Source organism: Nonomuraea sp. NPDC003214, assembly GCF_053590035.1.
In genome coordinates, this window is the sequence record NZ_JBSFSX010000004.1 from 224,140 (window position 1) to 249,178 (window position 25,039).

Here is a 25,039-nt window from a genome sequence, read left to right on the forward strand (position 1 = left end):
GCCGGGCCTGGCCCGGGGCCGCACCTGCCGCTGAGAGCGTGAAGGGGAATGATGTCTGGGAAGCTGGCCCGGAACCACTCGCTGTTCGACGTACCGGAAGACCTGACCTACTTCGTGCACGATGGGGACTACCTGGTCATCAATCCGCTGTCGGGTGGCCGGTGCGTCCTGGACGCGCGGGAGTTCGGCGTCCTGCGGGCTCTGGCCCGTCCGGGAGGCCGGCTGGAGGAGACCGAGGAGACCGACCGGCTCCTCGCCAAGCTCATCCTGAGCTGGATCGTCTACTACAACGGGAACCGGCCCCGGGTCACGATGTCGGAGCCGCAGCTCAGCCAGGTCTACTACGCCATCACCGACGGCTGCAACCTGCGCTGCCCGTACTGCTACGCCTCCTCGGAGAAGTGCCTGCCGGGCGAGCTCACCACCGAGGAGTCGCTGGCGCTGGTCACCCAGGTGGCCGAGTTCGGCGCCTCCACCATGATCTTCACCGGTGGCGAGCCGATGCTGCGCAAGGACCTGTTCCAGATCGTCCAGCACGCCAACGACAGCGGCCTGACCTCGAACATCATCACGAACGCCACGATGATCCGGACCCCGGAGATCGCCCGGCGCTTCGCGGACCTGTTCGGCACCGTCACGGTGAGCGTCGACGGCGCCACGGCCGAGACGCACGACCGCACCCGGGGCGCGGGCTCGTTCGACAAGACCCACCGGGCGCTGCGGATGCTCAACGACGCCGGCGTGGTGCCCCTCATCAACCACCTGGTCACCTCCGACAACGTCGACCAGCTCGAGGACTTCGCCACCTTCATGGAGGGCATCGAGGTCCGCGACATCCGGCTGATGTACCACAACAACCTGGGCCGGGGCGTCGACGACGAGTTCGAGTTCGGGTGGGAGGACCACCTGCGCATCCAGCGCATCACCTGGACCTCGCCCGCGGCCGGACGGCTCCTGCCGGACGGGCCCAAGCCGCTCCAGCGGTGCGCCGTGCGCGGCAACTGCGGGATGGGCGGCAACGAGATCTACATCAACTCGCTGGGCGACGTCTACCCGTGCAAGCTCGTCACCGAACCGGGCCACCTGGCGGGCAACGTGCGCCGCCAGTCGCTGTCGGAGATCTTCGGCGCCCCGCTGCTGTACGACATGCGGACGAGCTCGGTGTACGGCGGCGATTACCACGCCGACTGCGAGAAGTGCTACATCAAGGCGTCCTGCGGCGGAGGCTGCCGGGCCGCGCACATGTCCGAATCGGGCGACCTGCGGCGCAACAGCCGCCACCAGTGCCGGATCCTGCGGCACGGCATCGCCACCCAGCTGTGGCTGGAGTCGGGGATCAAGCCCGCCGAGCTGGCCCGCGACCCCGAGATGACGACGCCGCGCCTGGTGGCCAGCGACGCCGTGCACCCGGTCTTCGACGACTGGAAGACCTATGTACGACCCTCGCCCGGCGCGATCCGCGTCGGCGAACTGCTTCCCATCACGCCCGTCTAAAGGAGGTGGAGTGTGTCACTCCAGATCAGCGACGCTGTGATATGGCAGGAGACCGCCGGAGGCATCTCGCTGTACCACACCGAGTCCGGGGACTTCCACAGCTTGAACGAGACGGCTTCGCGGATCTGGACGCTCGTCGCCGACAAGGGTGAACGCGAGGCGATCGTCTCGGAGCTGTCCCAGCAGTTCTCCGGAGGCAGCGTCGCCGTGAGCGTCCGCATCGTGAAGGACGTCCAGGCGTTCCTCGGCACCATGATCGAACAGGGGCTGATCGAAGAGCGCCCGGCGCTTTCATGACGCGGGCGCTCGTCCTCGGCGGCGGCCTGGCCGGTGTGCTGGCCGCCGCCGTGCTCGCCCGGCACGCCGGCGAGGTGCTGCTGGTCGAGGGCGACCACTACCCGCCCGGCCCGCTGCCGAGGCGCGGGCTGCCGCAGTCGCGGCACAGCCACGTGCTGGTGAGCGGCGGCGCCCGGGCACTGGACGAGCTGCTGCCCGGCACGGTGGCGGGGCTGCTGGCGCGCGGCGCGCAGCGGCGCGCCCTGCCCGGCGACGCCCTGGTGCTCGCCGCGCAGGGCTGGTTCCGGCGGCTCGACACCGGCGCCTGCCTCCTGTCGTGCGGGCGCGGGCTGCTCGACCAGGTGGTGCGCGAGCGGGCGCTGCCCGGCGTCACCGTCCTGACCGGCACGCGGGCGCTCGGCCTGGCGGGCGACCGGCGGCGCGTCACCGGCGCCGTCGTCGAGACCGCGGACGGCGGGACGCGGACGATCACCGCCGCGCTCGTCGTGGACGCGACGGGCCGCAGGTCGAAGGCGCCCGGCTGGCTCCGGGCGATCGGCGCGCCGGCCGTCGAGGAGGTCACGGTCTCCTCCGGGCTGGCCTACTCCACCCGCCACTACCGCGCCCCGGACGGGCTGGCCGACGGCATGCCCGCCGTCATGCTGCACCCGCGCCCGGCGCCCGGACGGCCCGGCCAGGGCGCGACGCTGTTCCCGGTCGAGGACGGCCGCTGGATCGTCACCCTCACCGGCACCCGGGGCGGCGAGCCGCCGGTGGACGAGCGGGGCTTCACCGCCTTCGCCCGCGCGCTGCGCGACCCGCTCGTCGCCGACCTCATGGCGGCCGCCACCCCGCTGGGTGGCGTCCGCCCGTACCGCGACACCGCCAACCGCAGGAGGTTCTTCGAGCGGGCCGCGCTGCCCGGCGGCTTCCTCGCGATCGGCGACGCGGTGTGCGCGCTCAACCCCGTCCACTCGCACGGCATGTCGGTGGCCGCGCTGGGCGCGCTGCGGCTGGCGGCCGAGCTGGCCCGCCACGGCGCCGACCCGGACGCCTTCCCGGCGGTGCAGAGCGCCGTGGCGGCGCAGGCGGAGACGTCCTGGCGGCTCGCGCTCGCCCAGGACCGGCCACGCGACGACGGGGCACGGGAGGCGAGCGCGTTCCAGCGGGAGATCCTCGCCCGCAGGTCGCGGGCCCTGCTGAGCAGCCCCGAGCTGGCCGCCGGGTTCTTCCGCGCCCAGGCGCTCCTCCCGCCGCCCGCTCAGGACGGCGCGGCGGTGGCGCGGGCGCTGACCGGCGAGCCGGAGCCCCTGCTCACCACGGAGGAGGCCGTCGCCCAGCACCCGGCGCTGCACGCCTGGTGGGCTACCCGCGCCCGAGCAGGCGGTGAACCGATTCGCCGGTGATGACCCCCGACTCGTAGGCGATGCCGACCGCGTGCGCCCGGTTGGCCGCCGACAGCTTGGCCAGGATGCGCGCCAGGTGCGAGCGGACCGTTCCAGTGCCGATGCCGAGCCGGGCCGCGATGCCCGCGTTCGACAGGCCGGCCGCGACGAGGGCCAGCACCTCGGCCTCGCGGCGGGTCAGCGCCGCCGGCCGCCGGTCGGCGCGCGGGATCACGGCGGAGATGCGGTCGCGCAGCCGGGTGACCATCGAGCTGGAGATGAACGTGTGCCCGGCGGCGACCAGCCGGATCGCGGGCACGATCTCCTCCAGCAGCGACTCGCGGTGCACGAACCCGCCCGCGCCGCCGCGCAGCGCCCGCCCGAGCAGCTGCTCGTCCAGCACGTCCGAGACCACCACCACCCGGGTCCGCTTCCTCGCCTGGGCGGCCATGGCCAGCGCCGACTCCTGGCCGTCGGGCTGGCGCAGCGCCGCGTTCACCACCGCCACCCGGGGCTGGAAGCGGGCCGCCTGCTCGCACAGCCGGTCGGGGTCGCCGCTCTCGCCCAGGACGCGGATGCCGTTGCCCACGTGCAGCACGCTCCTGAGCCTGGCGCGCACCGCCCGGTCGGGCTCGCCCACGACGACCCGCAGCGCGGGCGCCGTCTCGCCCGCCTGCCTCACGTCCACCGGTGTGCCACCTGACCATTCCGAGTTCGGGCGCGCCTGCTCGACCGGCACACTATGCTCCGCGCCGGGCCGGACCGCCAGAGCAGCGGGATTACTCAAGGCGGGCGCCCGCCAGTGGGAAGTACTCATGACTCCCCGTGACCCGGCCAGTCGGACGGCTCGCGGGCTCAGACCGGTGCGGCGGACAGCACCCGGATCGCGGTGCCGCCGAGCGGCGCGCTCACGCCCTCCAGCGCGAATCCGGCCCCGGCCAGCAGCTCCTCGAACCCGGCCCGGTCGCGCTCCCGGCCGCCGGTGTAGACGAGCATCGCGATGTCGCTCATGACGGCCCCGGCCGCGTCCGGCGCGTCCAGCCGCCCGGGCAGCACCGGCTCGACCACCAGCAGCCGCCCGCCCGGGTCGATCGCCTCTCGGCAGCGGCGCAGCAGCGTGGCGCAGCGCCGGTCGTCCCAGTCGTGCAGGATGCCCTTGAGCAGCAGGAGGTCGCCGCCGGGCACGCGCGTGAAGAAGTCGCCGGCCTCGACCGCGCACCGATCGGCGACCCCCGCCCGCCGGAAGGTCTCCGCGGCCCCCGCCCCGCCCTCGGCGGTGTCGTACAGGATGCCGCGCGCGCCCGGCACGGCCGCGAGGACCGCCGCCAGCAGCGTGCCGTCCCCGCCGCCGACGTCGACGACCAGGCGGGCGCCGCCGCAGCCGACGGCGCGGGGCACCTCGGCGGCCAGGTGCCCGGTGCCCTCGCGCATCGCCGTGTTGAAGATCCGCGACAGCCCGGCGTCGCCGGCGAGGTGGTCGAACAGCGGCCGGCCGTGCACCCGGTCGAAGGCCGGCTCGCCGGTCAGCACGCTGTCGCTGAGCGCGCCCCAGGCGCTCCAGACGGCCGGGTCGCCGAACAGCAGCACGCTGGAGCGCATCGACCTGGGGTGGCCGGCGCACAGCGGCCGGCCGAGCTCGGCCAGCGCGAGCTGCCCCGGCGCCGTCTCGCGGAGCACGCCGAGCACCACCAGCGCCCGCGCCAGCCGCCTCAGCGCCGCCGGGTCGGCTCCCACGGCGCCAGCCAGCTTCTCGACGGGCAGCGGGCCGTCGGCGAGCGCGTCCGGCAGGCCCAGCCGGACGGCGCTGTAGAGGATCTGCGAGCCGGCGTAGCCGAACGCCGTCCGCGACAGGTACGCGTAGTCCGCCCACTCGTCCGTCACGCGCCGGCTCCTTCCTTCAGCAGTACGGGCAGGCGGCGCACGCCGTGCAGGAACAGCTCCGGCGTCCACTCCAGGCCGGCCGGGTCGGCCGCCAGCGTGAGGCCGGGGAAGCGGCGCACCAGCGCGCCGACGGCGGCCCGCGCCTGGATCCTGGCCAGCGTCGCGCCGAGGCAGAAGTGGCTGCCGTGGCCGAAGCCGAGGTGCCGGTTCGGGGTGCGGCCGATGTCGAACGTGTCGGGCCTGTCGAACACCGCCGGGTCCCGGTTGGCGGCCAGCAGCACCGGCACCACGACGTCGCCGCACGCGACGGGCACGCCGCCGATCTCGGTGCCGGTCAGCGCGTACAGCGGCCGGGAGTGCCCGACGGGGCCGTTGTAGCGCAGCGCCTCCTCCACGGCGGAGTCGATCAGCTCGGGCCGCTCCCGCAGCCGCCGGAGCTGGCCGGGGTGGCGCAGGAGTTCGAGCACGGCGTTGCCGATGAGGTTGACCGTCGTCTCGTCGCCCGCCAGCAGCAGCTGGAACACGCTGGAGACCAGCTCGGCGCGGCTCAGCTCGGGCGAGGTGGCCAGCCGCGACAGCAGGTCGTCGCCCGGCCGCGCGCGCCGCTCGCCGAGCTTCGCGCTGGCGTAGGCGACGAACGCGACCCCGGCGCGGCGCACCCGCGTCACGTCGCGGCTGCGCAGCATGTCGTCGCTCCACCCGCGCAGCCGGTCCAGGTCGTCGAGCGGGAAGCCGATCAGCTCGGCGACGACGCGCAGCGGCAGCGGCAGCGCCAGCGCCTCGATCACGTCGGCCTCGGGGCCGCCCGCCGCCATCGCGCCGATCAGCTCGCCGACCACGGCGTGGACGCGCCGCTCCAGCGCCGTCACGATGCGGGGGCCGAACGCGGGCGCGATCAGCCGCCGCAGCCGCGTGTGGTCGGGCGGGTCGAGGTTGAACACGTTGCGCCGCACCATCGCCAGCGGGTCGTGCTCGAAGCGGCGGTGGAACGCGGCGGCCTCGGGCGGCAGCCGGTCGAGCTGGCGCCCCAGGGCGGGGTCGAGGAGCACGCGCTGCACGTCGGCGTACCGGGTCACGTACCACAGCACCCGCCCGGTGGACGGGCACCGGCGGCGGCAGGCGGGGGCCCGCTCCCGCATGTCGCGCAGCAGCGGGTGCGGGTCGGCGCGGTGCTCGGGCGCGGACGGGTCGGCCTCCAGGTCCGGCGTGGTCGCGCTCATCGCCCTCCGGCCCCGCGTACGTCCAGCGCGAAGAACCTCCTGGCCGCCACGCCCAGGTCCTCCATGTCGAGGAAGCCGCGCCGGGCCAGCTCGATCCGGGCGCCGGTGCCCGGCCGGTTCCAGCGGCGGGAGAAGACGGTCCCGGCGATCGCGGGGGCGGGCACGGCCAGCTTGCCGCGGGTGCGCTCGGCGGCTTCGTCGGCGCGGGCGACCAGGTCGCACCACTCCGGCCAGCGCGGCGAGCGCCGGATCCGCTCCAGCACGGCGGGCCGCCAGTCCTCCGACTGCCAGACGGGCCACACCCGTACCATCACCAGCGTGAGCCGTTCCTCGGCGCTCAGCGTGTCGCGCTCGGCCTCGGTCAGCCAGGAGGCCAGGTTGCCGGGCAGCGAGCCCTCGCCGCCGCCCTCTCCCGCGTCGTCACTGTCGCCGTGGCCGAGTCGTGCCCGCGCGTACGCGCCGGTCGTGAGCCCCCGCTCGGCGGCGAAGCCCGCGAGCAGGCCGGTCAGCACCTCCTCGTGCACGTCCGGGTAGTCGTCGGCGTACAGGCGGGCCGCGCTCAGCACGTCGAGGTCCGTCATCCACCTGCTGGGCGCGTACTCCCGCCGCGACCGCCAGGCCAGCGCCTCGTAGTGGGTGACGCCCGTCAGCGCCGACTCGGCCGCCCAGCGGACCGCGGGCCCGACGGGCGGCTCAGTGGGCGGCTCAGTGGGCGGCTCAGTGGGCTCGCGCAGTGCCGCCAGCGCGTCCAGCCGCTTGACGTCCCACTCGCCGCCGGCGATCTTGCGCCGGAGCGTGCCCAGCGCCTCCCGGTCGTCCGGGTCCACCGCCCGCTCCAGCTCCTCCCAGGAGCGGTGCGTGAACGGCCTGGCCTTGGCGGCCGCGACGATCCGCTCGCCCGCCTCCGCCGGGACGAGCCCGGTCCGGGCCCCCTCCCGGCAGCCGTGGCGCAGGTTGACCAGCGCCACCGTGACGGGCGGGTAGCCGCGCTCGGCGGGCCCGTGCAGCACCGCCACCTCGTCGTCGCCGTCGACCTCGCCCGAGGCGTACATGCCGTGGACCTCGCCGACGCCCGTCATGCCGAACGGGCCCAGCTCGGCGGCCCGCAGCGCGCCCATGCTCGCCGCGCCGACGACCCGCACGCCCGCGTCGAGCAGCCAGAGGATCTCCTTGTGCCCCACCGACAGCCGCTCGCGGTAGTAGCCGTCGATGAGCACGGCGGTGTCGCCCCGGCGCCACTCCTCCCGGTGCAGGTCGCCGCGCGCCACCGGCGGGCGGACCTCGGCGTGCGGGGCCGCGGCGAGGACCTCCTCGGGGGAGATCGTCGGCCCGGCGTAGACCAGCGTCCTGGACGGGCTCACTACAGCACCTCCGGTGTGATGCGGCTGCCGGGCGCCACCACCCTGACCACGGGGACGCCGATCTCCTCGCGGGTCAGGTCGGCGACGAGCGGGACGCAGGAGAACGCCTCGGCGGCCCGCTTGACCACCTCGCGCAGGTCGTCGAGCAGGCTCTCGTGCGCCGTCTGCCCGCGGATCGCGGCTCCGCCGGCGGGCCGGGGGAGCGGGCCGCGTCCGAGCGCGGCGTCGTGCGTGCCGGGCAGCAGGTCGTCCCGCGCGCCCGACACGTAGCCGAGCCTGGCCTGCGCCGCCTCGGTGATCGCCCTGGTCAGCGCGATCTCGGAGCTGAGATGGCAGCCGAACCCCATGAACGCCGGCGGGTAGTCGTCGCAGGTGATCCGCGCCAGGAAGCACGGCAGCCCGGTCGGCGACGGCACGGACCTGACCTCCAGGGCGACGCGGGCGCGGGCCATGGCCTCGCACAGGCCGTCGACGACCGGCGATCCGAGCGTGGCCGGGTCGGCGAGCGCGCCCCTGCCGCCCGAGGCGAGCGCCGCGGTGACGGCGTCACGCTCGATCACTTCGTACAGGGCGTGCAGCACGGCCTCGGTCACGGTGTTGCCGCTGGCCAGGCCGTTGGTCGAGGACAGGAACGCGGGAGCGGTCCAGCCGGTCCTGCGCACGAGCGAGAACTCGACGCACTCCCGGGGCACCAGCGCGCGCGAGCCGTCGGCCAGTGACGTGGCCGTGACCCAGTCGACCGGCAGCCCGTCGTGCAGGAGCGAGGCGGGCGCGGCGGGCAGGGCGCGCACGTCGTAGGGCAGCCGGTCGGCCACCTCGCGCGGCGGCGCCTGGAGGACCGGCGTCATCGGCTGCTCGGCGTGCCACAGCTCGATGCCCTCCATCATCGCCGACACCCGGGCCAGCTCCGGCGTGACGCCCTTGCCCTGGGACACCGCGAGCGTCCTGGAGGCCGGGCGGATCGCCTGGAACGTCGGGATGCCGATGGTGTCGAGCCTGGTGATGTCCGCGACCCGGGTGATCCCGACGAGCCGGGCCGCGCGCCGCGCCATCGCGTACGTGGCGGCCGGGTCGCGGGCCCGGTCGGTGCCGGGCAGCCGGAGCTTCACCTGGTCGGAGTCGTCTGTGCGCATCGTCCCCTGCCTGTGTGCCAGATCAGATGTTGCGGGCGCGGTTGAGCAGCGCGCGCCCGCCGACCGTGTAGCTGACGACCGCCAGGACCGCCAGGACGAGCAGGTCCTGCCACACCTCGGCGAACCCGAACACGGCCGCGTCGCGCATCCCGTTGATCCCGTACGTGAGCGGGTTGACCGCCGCCACCCACTGCAGCACCGTGGGCATGCTGTCGACGGTGTAGAGCGACGGGGCGCTGAAGATGAGCACCGGGATGGAGATGTTCGACAGCAGCATGAACGCCTGGTAGTCGGTGATGAGGATGGCCGCCGCCAGGTAGAGCCCGTTGAAGGCCACCGCCGACATCGCCAGCGCCGCCAGCAGCCCCGCCCACGCCTCGACGCCGAACGGCAGGTCGAAGACGACGACCGCGAGGCCGAGCGCCAGCAGGGCCTGGAGCAGCACCAGCGACACCCCGGCGATCACCTTGCCGACGAGGAAGCGGGAGCGGCGCAGCGGGTAGGACCACAGCTGGGTCGACACCCCGCTCATCTCCTCCTGGAACAGCGCCATGCCGGACGTCCCGGCCGCGCTGACCACCGCCATCGCCAGCGTCATCGGCAGCAGGAACACCGCGAACGGCACCTCGACGCCCTCGTACACGACGACCTGCATGAGGTTGCTCAGCGACGTGTTGACCAGCAGCAGGTAGATGAGCATCGGGGCCAGGCCCATGATCAGGTAGACCCGGTTGCGGGCCAGCAGCGCGTACTCGCGGTAGAGCACCGCCGACAGCTCGGCCGCCTTCGGGATGCCGGTCGGGGGAGTGTTGACGAACGTCAGCTTGGCCGCCATGCGCCTCATCCCTCGTTCTCGGTCATGCGGAGGAAGACCTGCTCCAGCGAGTCCGCGACGGTGGAGACGCCGGTGATCGCCACGCCGTGGTCGTGGCAGTAGCGCGACAGCTCCGGCAGCACCTCCTGCACCTTGGCGCCGTGGATGCGGACCTCGGACTCCTCGGCGGTGGCCGTCAGCCGGGCGGTGTCCGCCCACCCGGCCACGATCCGGCCGGCCTCCGGGTCGTCGACCGACACCACCAGGTGGGTGGTGCCGAACTCCTCCACCAGCTCGCGCGGCTTGGCGAAGCGCACCACCTTGCCCCGGTTGATCACCAGGACGCGCTGGGCGTTGCGCTCCAGCTCGTCGATGTGGTGGCTGGTCCACAGCACGGTCACGCCATGCTCCTCCCGCAGCCAGGTCACGAAACGCTCGATGTCGCGCCGCCCCGCCACGTCCAGCCCCGCCGACGGCTCGTCCAGGATGAGCAGCCGGGGGATCGTGAGCAGCGCCCGGACGAGCTGCAGCCGCTGCCGCTGCCCGCCCGAGAGCTGGAAGGCGAACCGCTGCAGCGCCTCGGTCAGGTTGAGGAACTCGGCCAGCTCCAGCGCCCACGGGCGCACCTGCCGCCAGCGCAGCCCCCGGAAGCGGGCGGCGATGCGCAGGTTGTCGAGCGCGGGCAGCATCATGTCGAACGGCCCGGACTGGTGCATCGCCCCGATGCCGCTCTTGGCGGCGACCGGCTGGCGCACCGGGTCGGCGTCGAACACCCGCACCTCGCCCGAGGTCGGGGCCGTCACCCCGCAGATCATCTTGATCAGCGTCGTCTTGCCGGCGCCGTTGGGTCCCAGGAGCCCGATGGTCTCGCCGCGGTCGATCTCGAACGAGACGCCGTCGACCGCGGGCCGCTCGGCGCGTCTGTAGCGTTTGGTCAGTCCTGCCGCAGTCACCACGTCGCCCGGCACGGCCCACCCTCTGTCCGCTGGAGATGTCGTTGCAGGTCGAGTATGGGCCTGTGATCAGCGCATGGCACAACCCCACAAACGTGGGCTAACGGATTGGCAGCCTCCCCCTCTGCCGATCGGCAGAGGCGGCCGTTGTGCGCCCACCGCCGCGAGATGACCATCGCCTCATGAACGCGTTCGCCGGCCACGCCCGGCATGACCTGTGGCCGGGCCGAAGCGGACCGTTCCCGAGCCGGGCGGCGGGAGGACGCCGGTGAGCGGCGACCCCTACACCCTCCGCATGCCGCGCGGCCGGACCGGCGTGTCGTGGCAGCTTCCCGAGGGCGCCGACAGCGCGGCCGTCCTGCCGTGCGTGGTCCTCGTCGGCCGCGCCGGGCTGCCGGAGTTCACCGTGCTCCAGCGCGGCCTGCGCACGCTCGGCGTGCCCAGCGTGCGCGTCGACGCCGGGTCGCTGGCGGGCCTGGGCGTCACCGCGCGCCTGGACGACGGCGCCCCCACGCTCGACGGCCGCCGCATCAGGCCCACCGTCACCTGGGTGCGGCACTTCTCGCCGCGCGCCATCCCGGGCGCGAACGGCTCGCCGGCCTCGGTGTTCAGGGCCGACTCCTGGTACGCGCTCGTCCGCCAGCTGTCGGCGCGCTCGGCCGTCCGGCTGCCCGCGGGCGCCGATCCCGGGCGGCTGGTCCAGCTCGACGACGCCGCCCGCCTGGGAGTCCGCACGCCGCGCACGATCGTCACCACCGACCCCGGCGCGGCCGTCGCCGAGCTGCCGGGCGGCCGGGTCGTCGTCAAGGCCCTCGACCAGCACTTCGTCGAGGCGGAGCCGGGCACGCTGCACGGCGTCTTCCCCGAGATCGTCGAGGCCGCCGAGGCCGGGCGGCTGGACCGGCGCGACGCGCCGATGATCGTCCAGGAGTACGTCGAGCACGTCGCCGAGCTGCGCGTCTACTACCTCGACGGGGAGATCCAGTCGTTCCGCGTCGGCAAACCGTCACCGGAGGCGATCTGGTGCGACCCGGAGTCGGTCACGGTCACCCCGGCGGCCACGCCCGAGGCGGTGGCCGGGGCGGTGCACCGGCTCGCCGGGCACTGGGGGCTGCGCTACGGCGCGTTCGACTTCCTGCTGACGGCCGACGGCCCGGTCTTCCTGGAGGTCAACCCCGACGGCGACTGGCGGTGGTTCGAGACGAAGGCGGGCGTCGACGACGTCACCATCGCCGCGCTGTCGATGGTGCGGGCGCTGCACCGCCAGTCGGCCGGCCAGAGCCCGCCGCCGATCGACCTGGCCGGGTTCCTCGCCCTCGGCACCGCCCGCGCCGGGCGCGTCGGCGGGCGCGAGGGCGGGAGCCAGGAGGCGCGGCCCGCGCTGGACGCGCGCGTGCTGGGCCCGCTGGAGGTGCGCGTCGACGGCGCGATCGCGCACATCAGCGCCCGCAAGGCCCGGCTGCTGGCCGCGATCCTGCTGTCGCACCCCAACCACGTGGTCCCCACCGGCCACCTGCTGGACGCGCTGTGGGGTGACCGGCCGCCCCCCACGGCGCGCAAGAACCTCCAGGTGTACGTCTCGATGCTGCGGCGCAGGATCGGCGACCGGATCTCCCACCAGGGCTGGGGGTACCGGCTGGACGCGGCGGCGGGCGAGCTCGACCTGCTCAGGTTCCGCCAGCTGGCCGGGGCGGGCCGGGAGATGCGCCGCAGGGGCGCCGCCGACGCGGCCTCGGAGCTGCTCGACGACGCCATCCGGCTGTGGCGGGGCCGGCCGCTGGAGGAGTTCACCGGCGTCGCGCTGCTCGACGACGTGGTGGCCAGGCTCACCGAGCTCCACCTCACGATCAACGAGGACTGGGCGGAGCTCGAACTCGACCGCGGCGGCCATGTCGAGGTGCTGAACCGGCTCGACGAGCTGGTGCCGTTCTTCCCGGCGCGCGAGCGGCTGGTCGCGGCCCGGATGCGGGCGCTGGCGGGCTGCGGGCGGGCCCCGGAGGCGCTGGCCCAGTTCGAGACCGTCCGCCGGCACCTGGCCGCCGATCTCGGGATCGATCCGAGCCCGGTGCTGAAGGAGGTCTACGAGGACATCCTCCAGGGCGCGGGCCTGCGCCGGCCGGCCGCCGGGGGCCGCTGGTGACCTGTGCTGATAAGCGGCCGCATGCTCACGCCATACCGATGCTTAAGCGGCTTCTTCTAGCGTGCTTTCACGGGTGCTTTCCGCCGGGGAAAGTCTCCGGTCAAGGTGATTCGAACTGGGACGGCCAATGGACCTCGCTTCCGGCGACCTGCTCAACGACCGCGACACCGGACTGATCGTCATGCTGGCCAAGGGGTACACGACGGCGAGGATCGCGCGGGAGATGAACCTCAGCCGCTACACGGTGGCGGAGCGGATCGGCAAGCTCCTCGACCGGTTCGCCTGCAGCAACCGCAGCCAGCTCGTCGCCTACTCCTACGCCCACCGGCTCCTGGACGTGGGGATCTGGCCTCCCGGCACCGCCTGAGGCGCCCGGGCCCGTCCACAGGCCCGGGCTCACACCAGGCCGACGCCGAGCGTCAGCGTCCCCACGGCGAGCGACGCGCCGCCCGCGAACGTCAGGGCGATCAGCCGGTTGGGCCTGGTGTCGGAGGGGCGCGCCACCGACAGGAAGAAGCCGAGCGGCATCAGGATCGGCGCGGCCACGATCGACACCCGCACCAGGGTCTTCCAGCCGTCGGACAGGTCGGCCTGGTCCACGTACAGCATCGCCACCAGGCTGAACAGCACCAGGACGCCGGCGTGCGCGTGGCCGGCGCGCCACAGGCCGCGGCGGACCGGGTTGTCCAGGTAGCCGGGGACGCCGCGCATGAGGAAGCTCAGCAGCGACACGCCGCCGAAGGCGATGGTCGGGACCGTGATGAGGAGCACGCCTGCCGTGCTCAGTGACGCTGGGGACATCGGAACCTCCGTGGTGCTCGTCTCTCCCTCAGTATTGGATAGTGTCGCTATCTAGTCAAGTCCGCAAGATCGCGGGGGGAAGAGCGCGCATTGTGGCCCGGTTCGGGGAAGATATGGCTAGAGGCAGTCCCCCGACGTGGAGGTAGGACATGGCGAGCAAGGACACCGGTGGGCAGAAGCAGACCGGCCGGCGCGAGTCCGAGGTCGAGGAGACCGAGGCGACGGCGGCACCCGACGTCCAGGAGCGGCAGGAGAAGCTCACCGACGACGTCGACTCCATCCTCGACGAGATCGACGAGGTGCTCGAGGAGAACGCGGAGGAATTCGTCCGGTCTTACGTGCAGAAGGGCGGCGAGTAAGGCGTCGCGGCCCGCAGACGGCGCGGAAGCAGAGGGGAGACGGTCCCTGCGGGCCGGTGGCCGGAGCACGCCCGCTCCGGCCACCGGCCCGCTCAGCGGCGCGGGGCCTTCTGGCCGGCCGGCATCGCGTAGTCGGCGGCGACCCCGACGAGGCGGACGGGACGGGTGAGGTCGAAGCGCCCGAGCGCGGCGAGGGCGGCTTCGGTGAGCGGGGCGTCGTCGGTTGCCGGTGCGGCCAGCGTGGTCTGGCGGGTCCTGGTGACGAAGGGCGCGAAGCGCACCTTGACGGTGACGCGGGTGATCGTGCGGCCGGCCTCGCGGGCGTCGGCGGCGACCTGGGCGGTGAGAGCGCGGACCACGTCGGCGATGGCGCTCTCGTCGGTGAGGTCGCGGGGGAAGGTGGTCTCGCGGCTGTGGCCGCGGGCGACCCACGGGGTGGTGACGACCTCCGCCTCGCCCTTGCCGAGCGCGAGGTAACGCAGCCACGGCCCGTTGGTCGGCCCGAACCTGGCGGCCAGCTCCGCCGGGTCGGCGGCGGCGAGCTCGGCGACCGTGCGGATGCCGAGCGCGGCGAGCTTCCTGGCGGTACGCGCCCCGATGCCCCACAGCGCGTCGGTGGGGCGGTGGTGCATGGTCTCCTCCCAGAGCTCGCTGGTGAGGCGGTGCACCCCGGCCGGTTTGGCGAACGCCGACGCGAGCTTGGCCTGGTGTTTGTTGTCGCCGATGCCGATCGAGCAGTCCAGCCCGGTCCGCTCGCGCACGGCCAGCCTGATGGCGGTGGCCAGGGCCTCCGGGTCGCCGGTGCGGGCGCCGAGGAACGCCTCGTCCCAGCCCCACACCTCCACGGCGACGGGGAAGTCGCGCAGCACGGCCATGACGCGGGCGCTGGCCGCCTCGTAGGCGGGCGGGTCGCTGGGCAGGAAGACGGCCTCGGGGCAGCGGCGCAGCGCGGTGCGCAGCGGCATGCCGGAGTGGACGCCGTGCTCGCGGGCCTCGTAGGTGGCGGTCGCGGCGACCGTGCGCGGGCGGGTCGGGTCGCCGTCGCCGCCGACGACGACCGGCCTGCCGCGGAGCTCGGGATGGCGCTGCAACTCGACGGCCGCGATGAACTGGTCGAGGTCCAGGTGCAGGATCCAGTCCCTCATGGATCCAGTATCGCCTGGTCAGGCGTATCCGGTAGCGCCTGGTCAGGCGTGTCCGGTAGCGCCTGGTCAGGCGTGCGGCGCCGGGCTCCCCGTGCCGCCGTGTCAGTGGGCGACGCGGGCCGCGCCGCCGACGAGTTCCGCCAGTTTCGCCTCGTAGCCGGCGGCGGCCTCCTCGACGCTCCTCCCGGCGACCACCGCGGCCGTGGCCTCCTGGAGCAGCGCCGACACCTGCGGGTAGACGGCCAGGCCGGGCCGGTAGGCGGTGATCGGCAGCACCTCCTCGGCGACGTAACGCAGCATCGGGTCGTCGGCCAGCACCTCGTCGTTGACGTCGGTGCGCGAGCTGATGCGCGCCTGACCGGCCGCCTGCGCCTTGGTGGCCTCGGCCGAGTGCATGAAGGCCAGCAGCTCCCAGGCCAGGCGCGGGTTCGCGGAGAACGGGTTGAGCACCCGCACGGCCCCGCCGGACATGCTCGCGTGGTCCTGCCCCCGGATGCCCGCGCCCGGCTCCCTGGCCGGGATGCGGGTGTAGCCGACGACCTGGTCGCGGTCCTTCATCGGGGCGACCCCGGCGGTGGGCTCGATGACCGAGCGCCAGAAGTAGTCGCCCTCGGCCAGGATGGCGATCTCGCCCCTGGCGAAGGCGGTGAACGACTTGTCGCGGCCCTTGGCCTCCTGCTGGAGCCTGGGGTCGCCGAGGCCGCCGCCGTAGACGCGCTGGTAGAAGCCGAGCACGTCCTTCAGCGCCCGGGAGGCGCCGGTCCACTTGTCCTGGCTGTAGATCTCCGCCCCGGCCCCCGCGAGCAGCGGGAGCACGCCCTGCATGGTGGTGGCCTCGCCCATCGCCGTGCCCGCGTTGATCTGGATCGGGACGGGCACGCCGGACGCCTTGAGCTTCACGCCCGCGTCGATGATGTCCTGCCAGCTCGCCGGGCTCCACTCCTCGGGCAGCCCGGCCTTCCTGAACAGCGCCTTGTTGTAGAACAGGACGCGGCCGTCGGTGCCCTGCGGCAGGCCGTACTTCCTGCCGTCGAAGATGCCGAGCCCCTGCACCGCCTGCGGGATCCGCGACCAGCCCTCCCATGACTCGACGCCCGGGCCGCCGACCTCGGCCAGCGGCCTGACGTAGCCCGCCTGGGCGAACTCGCCGACCCAGATGCCGTCGAGGTCGATGACGTCGGCCCCGCCCTTGGCCTTGAGGTCGAGCGCGAGCTTGGTCTTGTACTGCTCGTCGTCGACGCCGCTGGGCCTGAAGAGCACCTTGACGTCGGGATGCGTCCGCTCGAACTCGGGGATGACCCAGCCTTTGATCCAGTCGGCGGTCTCGGAGTTCTTGCCGCCGGAGATGGCGTTGGCCGCGATGGTGAGGGTGACGGTGCCGCCGCCTGCGGGCTCCCCGGTGCCGCACGAGCCGAGCGCCAGGGCCGCGATGGCCGAGATGGCCGCGATCGTCGCAGGTCGGCTGGGGAATCGCATGTCGGCCTCCCGTCCGGGACGTGCGGACATACCGACGATCGCACGGGCGTCAGGACGCGTAAAGAAACGATCTGGTGAACGGTTCGCCGTGAGCTGATCGTGGGAAGTGCAGACAACGACGCAACAACAGTAGGGTCGGCCTAGGACCATGATTTTGGGCCATGCTCATTGGGCCATGATTTGGGAGGGAGTCGCGTGGCATCGCACAGGGATCTGCCCGCCGGCTTGACGAACCGCCTTTTCGACAACACCGGGAGCTCTTCGTTCACCGAGTTCGTCGGCACCTACGCGCCCGCTCTGCTGCCGCACCGGGATGAGGTTCTGGCCACGCCGATCGGTGACCAGGTTCCGCACGCGACCACGATCGTCGCCGCCACCTTCGCCGGAGGCGTGGTGATGGCCGGCGACCGGCGCGCGACGTCGGGCAACGTCATCTCGCAGCGTGACGTGGAGAAGGTCTTCCGGACCGACGACTACTCGTGCATGGGCATCGCCGGCACCGCCAGCACCGGCATCGAGATGGCCCGCCTCTACCGCGTGGAGCTGGAGCACTACGAGAAGCTGGAAGGCCGCACGCTGTCGGTGGCCGGCAAGGCCAACCGGCTGGCCGCGATGATCCGCGGCAACCTGGGCATGGCCATGCAGGGGCTGGTGGTGGTGCCGTTGTTCGCCGCCTACGACCCGGCGCGCGACGCCGGGCGGATCTTCAGCTACGACGTGGCGGGCGGCCCCTACGAGCGTGACCGCTTCGACGCCATCGGCTCGGGCTCGATCTTCGCGCGGGGCTCGCTGAAGAAGCTCTACCGCGACGGCGCCTCGGCCGACGACATGGTGATGACGCTGATCCAGGCGCTCTACGACGCGGCCGACGACGACTCGGCGACCGGCGGTCCCGACGTCACGCGGAAGATCTGGCCGATCGTGTCGGTGATCGACGCCGACGGGTTCCGGCGGCTGACCGACCAGCAGGTGTCCGGTTACGTCGAGCAGATGCTCCAAGCCCGCCTGATCTCGCCCGACGGCCCCATCGCCCCGCTGCGCTAGAAAGGATCACCCCACGTGTCCATGCCTTTCGGATATGCGTCCCCTGAGCAGATCATGCGGGACAAGGCGGACTACGCGCGCAAGGGGATCGCGCGGGGCCGCTCCGTCGTCGTGCTCCAGTACGTCGACGGCATCCTGTTCGTGGCGCCCAACCCGTCGCGGGCGCTGCACAAGATCAGCGAGATCTACGACCGCATCGGGTTCGCCGCCGTCGGCCGCTACAACGAGTTCGAGGAGCTGCGGCTCGGCGGCATCCGCTACGCCGACATCAACGGCTACACCTACGACCGCTCCGACGTGACCGGCCGCGGCCTGGCCAACCTCTACGCCTCCAACCTGGGCCGCATCTTCACCGAGTCGATCAAGTCGCTGGAGGTGGAGGTCGTGGTCGCCGAGGTCGGCGACAGCCCCGACGGCGACGCCATCTACCGGCTGACGTTCGACGGCTCGGTCTTCGACGAGCACGGCTTCGCGGCCATGGGCGGCCAGGCCGAGGCGGTCGCGACGCGGCTCAAGGAGCGCTACCGCGAGGCCATGACGCTGTCGGAGGCGCTGGAGGTGGCGCTGACGGCGCTGACCGAGCCGGGCGGCGAGCGCCCGCCGATCGGCCAGCTCGAGGTGGCGGTGCTCGACCGCAACCGCGAGCACCGCAAGTTCCTGCGCCTGACCGGGCAGCGGCTGGAGCGCCTGGTGTCCGCCGCGTCGGCCGCTCCGGAGACCCCCGCCGCCCCCGAGGCCCCCGCCACCCCGGCGACCGGCCCCGGCGACGCGGCCTCCGGCCCCGGCGACGCGGCCTCCGGCGAGAAGCCGCCGCCCACCGGCCCTGACGGCGACGTCGACGACGGCTCCTCGCCGCTCTAGCCTCCTCCGGCCGGAATGATGTGATCTGTCTCACAGCATTCCGGCCGAACTCGCGGCCAAGATCGGCCGTCGTAGAGTCCGTGAAGATTCTTCAGCGCAGCCTCGTCGCGGGCGCCGCCGCCGCGGCCGTGGTCCTGTCCTCCGGAGTCGCGGCCGACGCCGCCGCCTACCCGAAGTACAAGACCCCCAAGATCTTCGGCACGACGTTCCAGGCCGACCCGGGGCACGACTTCACCAAGCGCATCCGCTCACGCCACAACGGCATCCTGCGCGGCTGGATCACCCACGTGCGCGGCAGCGTGGCCGAGTACGAGCCGATCCGGTGGAAGAAGGGCGGCGTCACCGAGGGCCGCTTCGTCGGCCCGCCGGAGGGCGACGTGACCGCCTACGCCTCGCCGATCGCCGCGAACGTCGTCTTCCTGTCGGCCGTCGGCTGCGGCTCGGCGATGACCAAGCTGACCGTCGACCGCAGGGGCCTCGGCGCCAAGCGCTGCTCCCGCGCCGACCTGATCAAGCGCGCCAAGCGCTACGAGCGCCCCGCCCTCATCACCGTCCACCAGGGCAAGATCGTCAAGGTCCAGGAGATCTTCACCCCCTGACGGAAGGGCGCGCGGCCTCGCGGGGGCGGGCCGCGCCGCACCCCGCGCGGGGAAAACACCGTGGAGATCTCTCCCGCCGGACCATCCGTGGGCATAGTGTGAGGTGATGGATCGTCGCATCTTCGGGCTGGAGAACGAGTACGGCGTGACCTGCACGTTCCGGGGGCAGCGCAGGCTGTCGCCGGACGAGGTCGCGCGCTACCTGTTCCGGCGGGTCGTGTCCTGGGGCCGATCGAGCAACGTCTTCCTCCGCAACGGCGCACGCCTCTACCTCGACGTGGGCAGCCATCCTGAATACGCAACACCCGAGTGTGACAACGTCATCGAGCTCGTCACCCACGACAAGGCCGGCGAGCGCATCCTCGAGGGACTCCTCGTCGACGCCGAGAAGCGGCTGCGCGAGGAGGGCATCGCGGGTGACATCTACCTGTTCAAGAACAACACCGACTCGGCCGGCAACTCCTACGGCTGTCACGAGAACTACCTGGTCGGCAGGCACGGCGAGTTCGGCCGGCTGGCCGACGTGCTCATCCCGTTCCTGGTGACGCGGCAGATCATCTGCGGGGCCGGCAAGGTGCTGCAGACGCCGCGCGGCGCTGTTTACTGCGTGTCGCAGCGCGCCGAGCACATCTGGGAGGGCGTCTCCAGCGCCACCACCCGCAGCCGGCCGATCATCAACACCCGTGACGAGCCGCACGCCGACGCCGAGCGGTTCCGCCGCCTGCACGTCATCGTCGGCGACTCCAACATGAGCGAGACCACGATGCTGCTCAAGGTCGGCGCCACCGACCTGGTGCTGCGCATGATCGAGGCCGGCACCGTGATGCGCGACCTGTCGCTGGAGAACCCGATCCGCGCCATCCGCGAGGTCTCCCACGACATGACCGGCCGCCGCCGGGTGCGGCTTGCCAACGGCCGCGAGGCGTCCAGCCTGGAGATCCAGGAGGAATACCTGTCGAAGGCGAAGGACTTCGTCGAGCGGCGCGGCGGCGACGCCATCGCCCGCCGGGTCCTGGAGCTGTGGGAGCGCACCCTGCGCGCCGTCGAGACCGGCAACCTCGACCTGGTGTCGCGGGAGATCGACTGGGTGACCAAATACCAGCTCATCGAGCGCTACCGCAAGAAGTACGACCTGCCCCTGTCGTCGCCCCGGGTGGCGCAGCTCGACCTGGCCTATCACGACGTCCACCGCAAGCGCGGCCTGTTCTACCTGCTGCAGCGGCGCGGGTCGGTGGAGCGGGTGGCCTCCGACCTGAAGATCTTCGAGGCCAAGTCGGTGCCGCCGCAGACGACCAGGGCGCGGCTGCGCGGCGAGTTCATCCGCAAGGCGCAGGAGAAGAGGCGCGACTTCACCGTCGACTGGGTGCACCTCAAGCTCAACGACCAGGCGCAGCGCACGGTTCTGTGCAAGGACCCGTTCCGCAGCGTCGACGAGCGGGTGGACAAGCTCATCGCGGGAATGTAGCGGGTGGTTTACCTCGGCCCTACCGGGATGTCGGATAGGGTGACGCGAACCTGACGTCTTTTCCGAGGGAAATCCATGCGCCGCGCTCTGGCCGCTCTGGCCGCCGTGCCTTTGATCTTGTTCGCCGCCGCGTGCGGTTCCGAACCGACCGCCACCACGGCCACCACCGGCGCCGGCTCCGCGGGGGTGAAGGTCACCGGTGAGGTGGGCGCCAAGCCCACGGTGACCTTCCCCTCCGGCAAGCCCGCCACGAAGTCCTCCTACGAGGTCGTCACGGCAGGCACCGGCCCGGCCGTCAAGACCGGTGACCAGCTCATCGTCAACCTCACCGTCTACAACTGGGACGGCAAGGAGAACGCCTTCCAGGGCTCCTCCTACGACACCAAGGCGCCCGAGACCATCCCGGTCAACGAGCAGCTCCCGCAGGTGCTGCGCGACGGCTTCACCAAGGTCAAGCACGGCGGCCGGCTGCTCGCCGTCATGGCCAGCGACTCCGAGGCCCAGCAGCAGAACGCCCAGCCGGCCCAGCCGACGAAGGTCTTCGTGCTCGACGTCGTCGGCACGCCGCCCAAGCCGCTGGCCGCCGCCACCGGCAAGGAGACCGGCGACAGCCTCAAGGGCGTCAAGGTGGAGAGCCCCGGCGGCGACAAGGCGCCCGTGCTCACCACCAAGACGGACGCCAAGCCGTCCAAGGAGCTCGTGGTCAAGACGCTGATCGAGGGCACCGGCGCCAAGGTGCAGCCGACCCAGACGCTCACCGTCCACTACACGGGCAAGATCTGGGGCACCGACAAGGAGTTCGACTCCAGCTGGGGCCGGGGCGAGCCCGCAGCGTTCCCGCTGTCGAACGTCATCCAGGGCTGGCAGAAGGGCCTGGCCGGTGTGCCGGTCGGCAGCCGCGTCGTGATGAGCATCCCGCCGGACCTCGGCTACGGCGCCCAGGAGCAGCAGGGCATCCCGGCCAACAGCACGCTGGTGTTCGTCGTGGACGTGCTCGCCGCCTACTGACCGGCGCCGTACGGGATCCCGAGGAGCCCGTCGGCGGACGCGGGGCGCGCGGTAGCATCGCCGGGCCCGGTGGCACCATGCCGCCGGGCCCGTTCGCGTCCGGGAGGCTCCGATGCGCCGACGCGCCCTCGCGGTGCTGCTGCCCCTCGCCTGCACCCTCGCCTGCGCTGCCGCCTGCACCGCCGCCTGCACCGCTCCGGCTCCTGAGGTGACGGGGCCCTTCGGGGCCCGCCCCACGGTGGTCCTCCCGGCGGAGGCCGCCGATCCCGCCGTCCGGGTGGTCCTGGAGGGCGACGGCCCGGAGATCGGGCCGGACGACCTGGCCGTCGTCCACTACGCCGCGCACCATGCCGTACACGTGCGGGCCGGCGGCGCGGCCCGGACCGCCGACTCCACCTTCGCCCGCGGCGCCCCCACGGCCGTCGTGCCGCCCGCGCTGGCCGCCGCCCTGCCCGGCCACCGCGTCGGCAGCCGCCTGCTCGTCACCCCGCCGCGCGAGCGGCCCGCCGCCCCCGTGTACGTGGCCGACCTGCTCGGCAGGCACGCGGCCGGGGCGTCCCTGGACGCCGGCGGCGGGGAGCTGCACGGGGTCCGGGTGAGCGGCGGCGCCTGGCCGGTGCTGAGGCTGCCCCAGGGGCCGCCGCCGGGCCGGTTCGCCGCCGTGGTGCTCAGCCGGGGCGGCGGGCCCGCCGCGAGCGCCGGGCGGCTGGTGGTGGCCCAGTACGAGGGCGTGGCCTGGGACGGCGGGCGGTCCGTCGGCTCGACGTGGCGGGCCGGACGCCCGGCGGCCTTCACCGTGGGCGACGGCGGCGTCATCGCCGGCTGGGACCGCGCCCTGCTCGGCGTCCCGGCCGGGAGCAGGGTGCTCATGATCGTGCCGCCCGCCGACGGCTACGGCGCGAGCGGCCATCCGCCCCTCGGCGTCGGACCGGGCGAGACCCTGGTCTACGTGATGGACGTCCTGGCGGTCTACTGACGGGACGCGTACGCGTGAGGCTTGCTTCCGGGTGGTGATGCCGTTGCAATGGGCGTCATGATCAGATTCCTGACCGTGATCGTGACCGCCGGAGCGCTGGTGGCGGGGGTGGCGCCCGCCGCGTCGGCGGCGGAGCCGGCGCAGCTGTGCGCGAAGGTGCGGCCGTGCGTGGTGGGCGGCGACACCGGGTGGGCGTGGGTGCACGCCGCCGCCTCCGGCACGCGCCAGGGCCGCGCGGTCGCGGCGCGGCTGCTGCGCAACGCCGAGGCCGTGCGCCGCTCGTACGGGGTGCCCGAAGGGGTGTCGATCTTCGTGATCAGGAAGGGCGGGTGCTGGCGGGCGTACGGGTCGTCCGAGCGGGTGCCGAGCCGGGCCTGCACGATCGGGCGGGCCGGGCGGGAGCTCTAGACTCGCGGCTGTGAGCGATGACGACCTCGACGCGCTGGCGCTGCTGCACGACCCGGTCCGCCGGAGCCTGTACGAGGCCGTGGCCGGGCGGGGCGGCGAGGTGGGCCGGGCCGAGGCCGCCGAGGCCGCCGGGGTCTCCAGGACGCTGGCCGGGCACCACCTGGACCGGCTGGTCGAGGCCGGGCTGCTGGAGAGCGGCTTCCGCGCGCCCGAGCGCAAGGGGCCGGGCAGCGGCCGGCCCGCCAAGGTCTACCGGCGCGCGGCCGGGGAGCTGTCGGTGAGCCTGCCGCCGCGCGAGTACGCCACGCTCGGCGCGGTGCTGGCCGAGGTGGTCGAGGAGCTCGGCGCCGAGGAGCGGGCCGAGGAGGCCGCCCGCCGTGCCGGCGAACGCCTCGGCCGCCGGGTCGCGCCGCCCGCCGGGCCGACGCCCTCGGACGGCGATCCCGCCGAGGCGGTGCTGCGCGAGCGCGGCTACGAGCCGTACGCCGAGGACGGCCGGTTGCGCATGCGCAACTGCCCCTTCCACGCGCTGGCGATGGAGCAGCCGCTGCTCGTGTGCTCGATGAACCTGGCGCTGTGCCAGGGGCTGCTGGCAGGGCTCGGCGACGACCCGGACCGGGCCCGGCTGGACCCGCGGCCGGGGGAGTGCTGCGTCACCCTTTCTAAAACAAACGGAGATTGACATAGAAGGTTCCGGGGTGGTGTGCTGAGCGTCATGCATCTCGCGGAGCTCAACTTGGCGCACCTGCGCGCGCCCATCGACTCGGCCGAGCTGGCCGAGTTCGTCGCCCTGCTCGAACCGATCAACGACCTCGCCGACCGCTCACCCGGCTTCGTGTGGCGGCTGAAGGAGAGCGAGGAGCACCCGACCGCCACCGTCCAGCACGAGTACGGCGACCACCTGCTGGTCAACTTCTCGGTGTGGGAGTCCCTCGACGCGCTGTGGAACTACGTCTACCGCAGCGACCACCTGGCCGTGCTGCGCCGGCGCCGCGAATGGTTCCTGCGCATAGCGGAGCCCGCCATGGTGATGTGGTGGATCCCCGAAGGGACCATCCCGACGCTGGCCGAGGGGATGGCACGCCTGCGCCGCCTCAGGACCGAAGGACCCGGCCCCGAGGCGTTCACCTACAAGGACGCCTACGACAGCAGCGAGGCCGCCAGCCTGCCCGCCGCCGCCGCGGCCAGGAAGTAGGCCAGGTCCTCCTCCAGCCCCCTGCCCATCGTCGACAGCCTGACCGGCGAGGCGGACAACGCCTCGCGCAGGCCGTCGACCGGCACCGGGACCAGGTCGTGCCGGACCGCCAGGAGCTCCGCCTGGTCCCGCACCCGCTCACCGAACGCGCCGTCCAGCATCGGCACCGGCACCCGGGCCCGCGCCAGCGCCACCCGCCCGTACGCCGTCAGCGAATGGTGCGAGACGCCCACGTGCCGCTCGCGCAGGTCGCCCTCGCTCACCCGCAGCGACGCCACCGGCCGCCCCTGCAGCACCGCCGCCGCGTTGACCGCCTCGCCCGCCGACACCCCCGAGAACCCCCACCGGGTGCCCGTGCCCAGGTTGCCCGGCCCCTGCGCGACCACCGCCACGTCGGCCTCCAGCACGTGGCGGGCCGCCAGCAGCCCCGTGTGGACGGTGACGGCCTCCACGTCGCCGCCGAACGCCTGCCCGACCGTCACCGTCCCCGCCAGCCAGCCGATCTCCCGCAGCCGCGCCGCCGCCATCGAGAACCACGCGGGCAGCGCCCCGCCGTCCTGCATCACGTACGCGACCCGTACGCCGGGACGGGACTCGTACAGGCCGCACAGGATCGGCGGGAGCGCCGAGTGCAGGTCGGCGACCACCACGGGCATGCCGTCGACGGAGTCGGCCTCGCGCAGCCGCTCGTGGAACGGGGAGTCCTGCTCGTCGGCGCCCAGCACCGTGGCCTGCAGCGGCGTGTAGCGCGCCTTCACCAGGTGGCCGGGGCCCTGGGGATCTTCCGGCAAACGGTTCGGCACTGCCACCACCATGGCGTAACCTCCCGTACCGAGACCCATCGCGAGTGCCGTCGTGTTGAGCAGCACCTCGTCGCCGGGCTCCGGGCGGCCCACCAGCAGCGGATAGGCCAGCGCCCGGGACAACGCGCCCGCCGCGTTGGAGTCCTCACCGGACACGGCGACGTCCAGCTCCATCGCTCCCGGCCACTCGCGCCGGATCCGCACAACCTCGCCCTTGCGCCATCTGATCACGGGGGCAGGGT

Annotated in this window: 26 protein-coding genes; 15 read left to right on the forward strand and 11 right to left on the reverse strand. The window is 73.3% G+C overall.

The genetic code is table 11. From position 1 onward, the window contains the following. The first annotated feature begins 51 nt into the window (after nt 1-51). Genes stsB through ACWDXC_RS13475 form a run of 3 tightly spaced genes read left to right on the forward strand, consistent with a single transcriptional unit; the run spans nt 52 to nt 3,176 of the window. The gene (gene stsB, locus ACWDXC_RS13465) at nt 52-1,494 is read left to right on the forward strand and encodes a StsB family radical SAM/SPASM domain sactipeptide maturase (RefSeq protein WP_449981290.1); all 1,443 of its coding nucleotides are present in this window, start codon (nt 52-54) and stop codon (nt 1,492-1,494) included. A gap of 12 nt (nt 1,495-1,506) precedes the next feature. Beyond that, nucleotides 1,507-1,791, forward strand: a complete 285-nt coding sequence (locus ACWDXC_RS13470; protein ID WP_219517442.1) for a PqqD family protein — start codon at nt 1,507-1,509, stop codon at nt 1,789-1,791. Next, nucleotides 1,788-3,176, forward strand: a complete 1,389-nt coding sequence (locus tag ACWDXC_RS13475) for an NAD(P)/FAD-dependent oxidoreductase (protein WP_449981292.1) — start codon at nt 1,788-1,790, stop codon at nt 3,174-3,176. The genes ACWDXC_RS13470 and ACWDXC_RS13475 overlap by 4 nt, the downstream gene beginning before the upstream one ends. Here ACWDXC_RS13475 and ACWDXC_RS13480 read toward each other — a convergent pair. The 7 genes from ACWDXC_RS13480 to ACWDXC_RS13510 all read right to left on the reverse strand — a co-directional run bounded on the left by ACWDXC_RS13480 (nt 3,136) and on the right by ACWDXC_RS13510 (nt 10,532). Beyond that, entirely contained in the window at nt 3,136-3,843 is a 708-nt protein-coding gene (locus ACWDXC_RS13480; protein WP_364170279.1) for a response regulator transcription factor, read from the reverse strand. The two genes, ACWDXC_RS13475 and ACWDXC_RS13480, sit on opposite strands and share 41 nt — an antisense overlap. A gap of 167 nt (nt 3,844-4,010) precedes the next feature. Continuing rightward, nucleotides 4,011-5,036: a methyltransferase gene (locus ACWDXC_RS13485; RefSeq protein WP_449981294.1), complete on the reverse strand. Its 1,026-nt coding sequence runs from the start codon at nt 5,034-5,036 to the stop codon at nt 4,011-4,013. Continuing rightward, complete coding sequence (locus tag ACWDXC_RS13490) at nt 5,033-6,256, reverse strand: cytochrome P450 family protein (RefSeq protein WP_449981296.1); 1,224 nt, start codon at nt 6,254-6,256, stop codon at nt 5,033-5,035. Before ACWDXC_RS13490 ends, ACWDXC_RS13485 begins: the two co-directional genes overlap by 4 nt. Then, the gene (locus ACWDXC_RS13495) at nt 6,253-7,617 is read right to left on the reverse strand and encodes a TfuA-like protein (protein WP_449981298.1); all 1,365 of its coding nucleotides are present in this window, start codon (nt 7,615-7,617) and stop codon (nt 6,253-6,255) included. The genes ACWDXC_RS13490 and ACWDXC_RS13495 overlap by 4 nt, the downstream gene beginning before the upstream one ends. Beyond that, complete coding sequence (locus ACWDXC_RS13500) at nt 7,617-8,750, reverse strand: YcaO-like family protein (RefSeq protein WP_357586824.1); 1,134 nt, start codon at nt 8,748-8,750, stop codon at nt 7,617-7,619. Before ACWDXC_RS13500 ends, ACWDXC_RS13495 begins: the two co-directional genes overlap by 1 nt. A 22-nt stretch (nt 8,751-8,772) precedes the next feature. Further along, nucleotides 8,773-9,585 (reverse strand): ABC transporter permease, encoded by an 813-nt coding sequence (locus ACWDXC_RS13505; RefSeq protein ID WP_219517434.1) that lies wholly within the window; start codon nt 9,583-9,585, stop codon nt 8,773-8,775. Between the two features lie 5 nt (nt 9,586-9,590). Beyond that, a complete protein-coding gene (locus tag ACWDXC_RS13510) occupies nt 9,591-10,532 on the reverse strand; it encodes an ATP-binding cassette domain-containing protein (protein ID WP_449981300.1) in 942 nt (313 codons plus the stop codon). Nucleotides 10,533-10,785: 253 nt separating this feature from the next. Between ACWDXC_RS13510 and ACWDXC_RS13515 the strand changes: the two genes are divergently transcribed. After that, nucleotides 10,786-12,657, forward strand: coding sequence for a BTAD domain-containing putative transcriptional regulator (locus ACWDXC_RS13515; protein ID WP_449981302.1), 1,872 nt, complete (start codon nt 10,786-10,788; stop codon nt 12,655-12,657). Nucleotides 12,658-12,784: 127 nt separating this feature from the next. Next, complete coding sequence (locus tag ACWDXC_RS13520; RefSeq protein WP_219517431.1) at nt 12,785-13,024, forward strand: LuxR C-terminal-related transcriptional regulator; 240 nt, start codon at nt 12,785-12,787, stop codon at nt 13,022-13,024. A gap of 29 nt (nt 13,025-13,053) precedes the next feature. Here the strand turns inward: ACWDXC_RS13520 and ACWDXC_RS13525 are convergent, their stop codons facing one another. Further along, on the reverse strand, nt 13,054-13,458 hold the full coding sequence (locus tag ACWDXC_RS13525) for a hypothetical protein (RefSeq protein ID WP_219517430.1): 405 nt from the start codon (nt 13,456-13,458) through the stop codon (nt 13,054-13,056). 149 nt (nt 13,459-13,607) lie between these two features. Here ACWDXC_RS13525 and ACWDXC_RS13530 point away from each other — a divergent pair, with 149 nt between their 5' ends. Then, complete coding sequence (locus ACWDXC_RS13530; RefSeq protein ID WP_049570363.1) at nt 13,608-13,817, forward strand: ubiquitin-like protein Pup; 210 nt, start codon at nt 13,608-13,610, stop codon at nt 13,815-13,817. A gap of 92 nt (nt 13,818-13,909) precedes the next feature. Here the strand turns inward: ACWDXC_RS13530 and ACWDXC_RS13535 are convergent, their stop codons facing one another. Together ACWDXC_RS13535 and ACWDXC_RS13540 are read right to left on the reverse strand one after the other, a co-directional pair. Further along, on the reverse strand, nt 13,910-14,962 hold the full coding sequence (locus ACWDXC_RS13535) for a DNA polymerase IV (protein ID WP_449981305.1): 1,053 nt from the start codon (nt 14,960-14,962) through the stop codon (nt 13,910-13,912). A 102-nt stretch (nt 14,963-15,064) separates the two neighbouring features. Next, entirely contained in the window at nt 15,065-16,438 is a 1,374-nt protein-coding gene (locus ACWDXC_RS13540; protein ID WP_449981307.1) for an extracellular solute-binding protein, read from the reverse strand. 195 nt (nt 16,439-16,633) lie between these two features. Between ACWDXC_RS13540 and prcB the strand changes: the two genes are divergently transcribed. From prcB to ACWDXC_RS13585, 9 genes are all read left to right on the forward strand, one after another. Next, entirely contained in the window at nt 16,634-17,482 is an 849-nt protein-coding gene (prcB, locus tag ACWDXC_RS13545; protein WP_449981309.1) for a proteasome subunit beta, read from the forward strand. A gap of 21 nt (nt 17,483-17,503) precedes the next feature. Further along, entirely contained in the window at nt 17,504-18,343 is an 840-nt protein-coding gene (prcA, locus tag ACWDXC_RS13550; protein WP_449982034.1) for a proteasome subunit alpha, read from the forward strand. Nucleotides 18,344-18,423: 80 nt separating this feature from the next. Next, on the forward strand, nt 18,424-18,942 hold the full coding sequence (locus ACWDXC_RS13555) for a hypothetical protein (protein ID WP_449981311.1): 519 nt from the start codon (nt 18,424-18,426) through the stop codon (nt 18,940-18,942). A gap of 106 nt (nt 18,943-19,048) precedes the next feature. Then, the gene (pafA, locus tag ACWDXC_RS13560) at nt 19,049-20,407 is read left to right on the forward strand and encodes a Pup--protein ligase (protein ID WP_219519189.1); all 1,359 of its coding nucleotides are present in this window, start codon (nt 19,049-19,051) and stop codon (nt 20,405-20,407) included. Between the two features lie 75 nt (nt 20,408-20,482). Then, nucleotides 20,483-21,415, forward strand: a complete 933-nt coding sequence (locus ACWDXC_RS13565; RefSeq protein WP_449981313.1) for an FKBP-type peptidyl-prolyl cis-trans isomerase — start codon at nt 20,483-20,485, stop codon at nt 21,413-21,415. A 112-nt stretch (nt 21,416-21,527) separates the two neighbouring features. Continuing rightward, nucleotides 21,528-22,391 carry an FKBP-type peptidyl-prolyl cis-trans isomerase gene (locus ACWDXC_RS13570; protein WP_449981315.1) on the forward strand — a complete coding sequence of 288 codons (864 nt, stop codon included), beginning with the start codon at nt 21,528-21,530 and terminating at the stop codon, nt 22,389-22,391. A gap of 57 nt (nt 22,392-22,448) precedes the next feature. Beyond that, nucleotides 22,449-22,799, forward strand: coding sequence for a hypothetical protein (locus ACWDXC_RS13575; RefSeq protein WP_449981317.1), 351 nt, complete (start codon nt 22,449-22,451; stop codon nt 22,797-22,799). 10 nt (nt 22,800-22,809) lie between these two features. Next, nucleotides 22,810-23,481, forward strand: coding sequence for a helix-turn-helix transcriptional regulator (locus ACWDXC_RS13580; protein ID WP_449981319.1), 672 nt, complete (start codon nt 22,810-22,812; stop codon nt 23,479-23,481). Nucleotides 23,482-23,514: 33 nt separating this feature from the next. Continuing rightward, a complete protein-coding gene (locus ACWDXC_RS13585) occupies nt 23,515-23,994 on the forward strand; it encodes a DUF3291 domain-containing protein (RefSeq protein WP_449981321.1) in 480 nt (159 codons plus the stop codon). Here the strand turns inward: ACWDXC_RS13585 and ACWDXC_RS13590 are convergent. Then, nucleotides 23,940-25,028, reverse strand: a complete 1,089-nt coding sequence (locus ACWDXC_RS13590) for a DUF3866 family protein (RefSeq protein ID WP_308126256.1) — start codon at nt 25,026-25,028, stop codon at nt 23,940-23,942. The two genes, ACWDXC_RS13585 and ACWDXC_RS13590, sit on opposite strands and share 55 nt — an antisense overlap. Nucleotides 25,029-25,039: the final 11 nt, after the last annotated feature.

Excerpts from the sequence above, each read along its gene's own strand:
- stsB (WP_449981290.1), top strand. The coding sequence starts at position 52 with ATGTCTGGGAAGCTGGCCCGGAACCACTCGCTGTTCGACGTACCGGAA.
- ACWDXC_RS13475 (WP_449981292.1), top strand. The coding sequence starts at position 1,788 with ATGACGCGGGCGCTCGTCCTCGGCGGCGGCCTGGCCGGTGTGCTGGCC.
- ACWDXC_RS13490 (WP_449981296.1), bottom strand. The coding sequence starts at position 6,256 with ATGAGCGCGACCACGCCGGACCTGGAGGCCGACCCGTCCGCGCCCGAG.
- ACWDXC_RS13500 (WP_357586824.1), bottom strand. The coding sequence starts at position 8,750 with ATGCGCACAGACGACTCCGACCAGGTGAAGCTCCGGCTGCCCGGCACC.
- ACWDXC_RS13505 (WP_219517434.1), bottom strand. The coding sequence starts at position 9,585 with ATGGCGGCCAAGCTGACGTTCGTCAACACTCCCCCGACCGGCATCCCG.
- ACWDXC_RS13520 (WP_219517431.1), top strand. The coding sequence starts at position 12,785 with ATGGACCTCGCTTCCGGCGACCTGCTCAACGACCGCGACACCGGACTG.
- ACWDXC_RS13525 (WP_219517430.1), bottom strand. The coding sequence starts at position 13,458 with ATGTCCCCAGCGTCACTGAGCACGGCAGGCGTGCTCCTCATCACGGTC.
- ACWDXC_RS13530 (WP_049570363.1), top strand. The coding sequence starts at position 13,608 with ATGGCGAGCAAGGACACCGGTGGGCAGAAGCAGACCGGCCGGCGCGAG.
- ACWDXC_RS13535 (WP_449981305.1), bottom strand. The coding sequence starts at position 14,962 with ATGAGGGACTGGATCCTGCACCTGGACCTCGACCAGTTCATCGCGGCC.
- ACWDXC_RS13540 (WP_449981307.1), bottom strand. The coding sequence starts at position 16,438 with ATGCGATTCCCCAGCCGACCTGCGACGATCGCGGCCATCTCGGCCATC.
- prcA (WP_449982034.1), top strand. The coding sequence starts at position 17,504 with ATGCCTTTCGGATATGCGTCCCCTGAGCAGATCATGCGGGACAAGGCG.
- pafA (WP_219519189.1), top strand. The coding sequence starts at position 19,049 with ATGGATCGTCGCATCTTCGGGCTGGAGAACGAGTACGGCGTGACCTGC.
- ACWDXC_RS13565 (WP_449981313.1), top strand. The coding sequence starts at position 20,483 with ATGCGCCGCGCTCTGGCCGCTCTGGCCGCCGTGCCTTTGATCTTGTTC.
- ACWDXC_RS13570 (WP_449981315.1), top strand. The coding sequence starts at position 21,528 with ATGCGCCGACGCGCCCTCGCGGTGCTGCTGCCCCTCGCCTGCACCCTC.
- ACWDXC_RS13575 (WP_449981317.1), top strand. The coding sequence starts at position 22,449 with ATGATCAGATTCCTGACCGTGATCGTGACCGCCGGAGCGCTGGTGGCG.
- ACWDXC_RS13585 (WP_449981321.1), top strand. The coding sequence starts at position 23,515 with ATGCATCTCGCGGAGCTCAACTTGGCGCACCTGCGCGCGCCCATCGAC.